This is a genomic window from Flavobacterium sp. (assembly GCF_003525665.1).
Lineage (GTDB): Bacteria > Bacteroidota > Bacteroidia > Flavobacteriales > Flavobacteriaceae > Flavobacterium.
Genome location: NZ_DQDX01000152.1, coordinates 8,969 through 14,670, shown reverse-complemented (window position 1 = coordinate 14,670; position 5,702 = coordinate 8,969). Strand labels below are relative to the sequence as shown.

3 protein-coding genes are annotated in these 5,702 nt (G+C 35.5%); all 3 read left to right on the top strand.

Annotated features, from left to right (window positions below):
• Positions 1-9 precede the first annotated feature (9 nt).
• Positions 10-3,222, top strand: a complete 3,213-nt coding sequence (locus tag DIU01_RS10790; RefSeq protein ID WP_290834323.1) for a reprolysin-like metallopeptidase — start codon at positions 10-12, stop codon at positions 3,220-3,222.
• Positions 3,223-3,390: 168 nt separating this feature from the next.
• A complete protein-coding gene (locus DIU01_RS10785; RefSeq protein ID WP_290834321.1) occupies positions 3,391-5,307 on the top strand; it encodes a S9 family peptidase in 1,917 nt (638 codons plus the stop codon).
• Positions 5,308-5,316: 9 nt separating this feature from the next.
• Positions 5,317-5,702 (top strand): hypothetical protein (locus DIU01_RS10780; RefSeq protein ID WP_290834319.1); only part of this gene is annotated, 386 nt, incomplete at its 3' end.

The window sequence follows — 5,702 nt, the reverse complement described above, 5'->3', positions numbered from 1 at the left end:
CTATAATTTATGAAGAAGAAATTACTATCGATTGCCTTGATAGCATTATCGAGTATTGCCTTTGCGCAAGAAAGAAGTTCTTTCTGGAAACCATCAACTAAAAGCAATAAACCAATGCTTGAAAGTAGAATGCAACTACCAGAAAAAAATCTTTTCGATTTAGATTCAAATGCTTTAATGAATGCTCTTTTAGATGCTCCAGCAAGAAGTGCAACTGCAAAATTATCAGCTGTTATCTTGTCTTTGCCAAATGCAGAAGGACAAATGGAACGTTTTAGAGTTTATGAAAATTCTATTATGGATCCAGTTTTAGCGGCACAGTATCCAAATATTAAATCATATATCGGAATCGGAATTGATAACCCAACGTCTACGGCTTATTTTAGTTCGTCACCGTTAGGATTTAAATCGATGGTTTTAAATGCTGATGAACAAGCAGTTTTTATTGAGCCTTTTTCACAAGATTTAACTACTTATTCTGTTTATAAAAAATCAGATAAGAAAGCTTCACTTTCACATTTTGAATGCTCGGTTGTAGATGGTGTACAAGCTACAATTGATCCATCAGCTCTTCGTCCTAATGCGGATGATTCTACTTTAAGAACTTTCCGTTTAGCCTTGTCAGTAACAGGTGAATATACTGCTTATTTTGGTGGAACAAAAGCACTTGCTCTTGCTGCAATGAACAACTCAATGACGCGTGTAAATGGAGTTTTTGAGAAAGATTTTGCAATTAGAATGGTTTTAGTAGCTACTAATGATAATGTAATTTATACAGATGCTGCGACAGATCCATATTCTCCTGCAGCAAGTTTGTCTAACTGGAATTCTCAGTTACAATCAACTTTAACATCGGTTATTGGTGAAGCTAATTATGATGTAGGTCACTTATTTGGCGCATCTGGTGGTGGTGGAAATGCTGGTTGCATTGGTTGTGTTTGTGTAAATGGTTCAAAAGGAAGTGCATATACTTCTCCTAATAATGGTATACCATCAGGTGATACTTTCGATATTGATTATGTAGCTCATGAGTTTGGACACCAATTTGGAGCGAATCATACTTTTTCAATGAATAACGAAGGCACTGGCGCCAATATGGAACCAGGTTCAGGTTCTACAATTATGGGTTATGCTGGTATAACTAGCCAAGACGTTCAACCTAATTCTGACGCTTATTTTCACGCTATTAGCATTCAGCAAGTTACCAATAATGTAAAAAGTAAAACTTGTCAAGTAAATACACCTACAGGAAATGCAATTCCAACATCAAGCGCTGGTTTAGATTATACTATTCCTAAAAGCACTCCTTTTATGTTAACTGGTTCTGGTACCGATGCTAATGGTGATATTCTGACTTACAATTGGGAACAATTTGACAATGCTGCATCAACTGCAACAGGAGCAAACTCGGCTGCAAGTGCGACAAGAACTTCTGGACCAACATTTAGATCCTATAATCCTTCTACTTCTCCAGTTAGATATTTTCCAAATCTTTCAAGAGTTTTGGCTGGAGCAACAACAACTACTGGAGCAGAAATTGTTGTAGAAGCATTGCCTTCTGTAGCAAGAACTATGAATTTTAGATTAACAGTTCGCGACAATAGAGCTGGTGGTTCTGGAAATAATTCAGATGATATGATTGTTACTGTTAACGGAACTGCTGGACCATTTACTGTAAATTCACCAAATACTGCAGTTTCTTATGCAGGCGGAAGCACACAAACAGTAACTTGGGCTGTTGCAGGAACTACAGCAAATGGTGTAAATTGCCCCAACGTTGATATTTTGATTTCAACAGATGGTGGAACTTCTTGGTCAACGTTATTAGCAGCAACTCCAAATGACGGAACTCAAGCAGTAACAATTCCAAATACGCCAGGAACAACTAATAGAATCATGGTAAAAGGAACTAATCATATTTTCTTTGATGTTTCTAATACTAACTTTACTATTACAGCTGGTTCTACAGATACAGTTGCTCCAACAGCTCCAACATTGGCTGCTTCTGGAACAACTCAAACAACTACCAACTTATCTTGGTCTGGTGCTACAGATAACGTTGCTGTAACTGGATATGATGTCTTAAGAAACGGAGCCGTAATTGGTTCTACTACAACAGCTACTACTTTCGCAGTTACTGGTTTAACAGCTTCTACAGCTTACACATTTAATGTAAGAGCAAAAGACGCTGCAGGCAATGTTTCTGTAAATAGTAATACAGTAAACGTTACAACATTAGCTCCAGCTTCAGACACAACAGCTCCAACAGCTCCAACATTGTCAGCTTCTGGAACAACTCAAACTACTACAAACTTATCTTGGTCTGGTGCTACAGATAACGTTGCTGTAACTGGTTATGATGTGTTAAGAAACGGAGTTGTAATTGGTTCAACTACTACAGCTACTACTTTTGCAGTTACAGGTTTAACAGCTTCTACAACGTATACTTTTAATGTAAGAGCAAAAGATGCTGCTGGAAATGTTTCTGTAAATAGTAATACGGTTTCTGTAACTACAACTGCGGTTGCAACGGTTACTTATTGTACTGCTTCTGCAAACAGCACAGCAGATGAAAGAATTGGTAGAGTTCAATTGGGAACTATCAATAATCCTTCAACAGGAATTGCAGGTTATGAAGATTTTACTTCACTTTCAACAAACTTAGTGAGAGGAACTTCAAATACGATTACAATCACTCCAACTTGGACAGGTACCGTTTATAGTGAAGCTTACAGAGTGTATATTGATTACAATAAAGACGGTGATTTTATCGATGCTGGTGAAAGTGTATATTCTCGCGCAAGAACTACTGCAACTCCAGTTTCAGGTTCGTTTACAGTTCCTACAACAGCAACACTTGGTTCAACTAGAATGAGAGTAATTATGAGATACAACACAACTCCAACTACGCCATGTGGAACTTTTGATTTTGGTCAAGTAGAAGATTATACAGTAAATATTACTACTACAGCAAGAGAAGAAGTATCAAACAATCAAATTTCTTTCAACTTATATCCAAATCCTGTAAAAGGTGATGTATTGAATATTTCTAATCTTGAAGTAGATTCGACTTATACAATTTACAACATGATCGGACAAGAATTAGGAAAAGGTAAAATCGAAAACGAAAGTATTTATGTGGGTTCATTGTCAGCAGGAACTTATTTAATTGAAGTTTCTAATGCAAATGGTGCTACATCTAAACGTTTTATTAAGCAGTAATTTTTTAGTAAGTTAATTTTAGAAGCCGTTGCGTTTATCGTGACGGCTTTTTTTATTACTTTTAACGAATCAATAAATAACCTATTTCAGTATCGAAAGATGCTGAACTAAATTCAGCATAAAATGAAATCGAAGATTCACGAATACCAAAAAGAAAAAATAAATCGAATGAGTAAAAAAATATTTTTTATAATCGTTAGTTCAATGAGTATAGCAGCATCGGCACAACAAGTTTTATCTCCAGAAACACTCTGGAAATTAGGTAGAGTTTCTGTTTTAGGAATTTCTAAAGACAAAAAATCGATAGTATATAAGGTTGCAACACCTTCAATAGAGGAAAATAAATCGAATTCTAAATTCTATACTATTCCCGTTACTGGCGGAAAAGCAACTGAAGTTCAAGACACAAAAGATTTAATTGTAGATAAAAATATTTCTCCTAATGGCAACTACATATTGTCTTCTCAAGAAGTAAAAGTAAACAAGGTTTTGGGTAAAGATTTTTATCCGAATCTTGATAAATCTAATGCTCAAGTTTATAACGGATTGGATTATCGCCATTGGGATACTTGGAACGACGGAACGGTAAACCACGTTTTCTATGGCGGAGTTCCAGCGGATAATGTACGTTTGGCACCTCCAATTGACATCATGAAAGACGAACCTTTTGATTCACCTCAAAAACCTTTTGGTGGAGACGAAGATTATATTTGGTCGCCAGATTCCAAAAACATTATTTATGTTTCTAAAAAGAAATTCGGAACCGATTACGCTATTTCTACCAACACCGATTTGTACGAATACAATCTAGAAACTAAAACTACCAAAAATTTAACTGAAGCCAATAAAGGTTACGATACCAATCCGCAGTTTTCTCCAGCTGGAAATTTAACTTGGTTGCAAATGAAACGCGACGGATATGAAGCCGATAAAAACGACATCATCGTTCGTTTTAAAGGAATGGACATGAATCTAACAGCCAATTGGGACGGAAGTGTAGACAGTTTCAACTGGAGTCCAGATGGTAAAAAAGTATATTTCACGGCAGCTGTTGATGGAACCAAACAAGTATTTGAAGTAAATTTTCCGGGTTTAACCAAAATTGCAGTAATTGTAACTCAAGTGACCAAAGGTGATTTTGATGTTTCTGATATCGTAGGATTTTCAGGCGATAACTTAATTGTAACTAGAAACGATATGAATCATGCGGCTGAGGTGTATTCGTATAATTTGAAGAAAAAAACTTGGTTGCAATTGACCAAAGTGAATGATGAAACCTACAGTAAATTGGCTTTGCCGAAATACGAAAGAAGATATGTAACGACAACCGACGGAAAGAAAATGTTGGTTTGGGTGATTCTTCCTCCAAATTTTGATAAAACTAAAAAATATCCAACGCTTTTGTATTGCCAAGGCGGACCACAATCGCCGTTGACTCAAAGTTATTCTTTTAGATGGAATTTCTCTTTGATGGCTTCACAAGGTTATGTAATTGTTGCGCCAAACCGTCGCGGAATGTACGGTCACGGACAAGAATGGAACGAACAAATCTCTAAAGATTGGGGCGGACAAGTAATGGACGATTACCTATCGGCGATTGATGATGTGGCTAAAGAAAGTTATGTTGATAAAGCTAGACTTGGTGCTGTTGGTGCTAGTTATGGTGGTTATTCTGTGTTTTATTTAGCAGGAATACACAACAACCGATTTAAAACATTCATCTCACATTGTGGTATTTTCAATCTAGAAAGTATGTACGGCACAACCGAAGAAGTATTTTTTACTGATTGGGAAAACGGTGGCGCGTATTGGGAAAAAGACAATGCCGTAGCACAAAAAACATATTCTAAATTCAACCCAATCAATTTGGTGGATAAATGGAATACACCAATATTAATAATCCAAGGCGGAAAAGACTACCGTGTGCCAATTGGGCAAGGACAAGAAGCTTTTCAAGCAGCACAATTACTCGGTGTAAAAAGTAGATTTTTATTGTTTCCAGACGAAAACCATTGGGTGCTAAAACCACAAAACGCTCAAGTATGGCAAAGTGAGTTTTTCAAATGGTTGAAGGAGACGTTGTAGAAAATGATTTTGAATTCAAAATTTAGAGCCTTATTTCTAGCAAGAAAAGTATTTATTTTTTGCGGTTTACTTTTTAGTTGTTATCAAGTGTTTTCAAATAAAGGAAATTATTTAATTGTATTTATTGCGCTTTTATTATTACTTATTTTCTTATTACCATTTGAACTCATTAATTTTTACAAAATAGTTATTTCGAAGAATGGAATTACTAAAGTTCCTTTTCTATTTTATAAAGAAGAGTTTATTAGTTTTTCTGATATTGAAAGTGTTACTTTAAATCACAATACTGGTTTTATAAAGCATCTTTTGGAATTATTAGTTGAAAGTAATGTCTCAGAAGGATATTATGAAAGTATTATTAATTTAAAAAATAAAAAACAGATAATAGTTTCTCC

Excerpts from the sequence above, each read along its gene's own strand:
- DIU01_RS10790 (WP_290834323.1), top strand. The coding sequence starts at position 10 with ATGAAGAAGAAATTACTATCGATTGCCTTGATAGCATTATCGAGTATT.
- DIU01_RS10785 (WP_290834321.1), top strand. The coding sequence starts at position 3,391 with ATGAGTAAAAAAATATTTTTTATAATCGTTAGTTCAATGAGTATAGCA.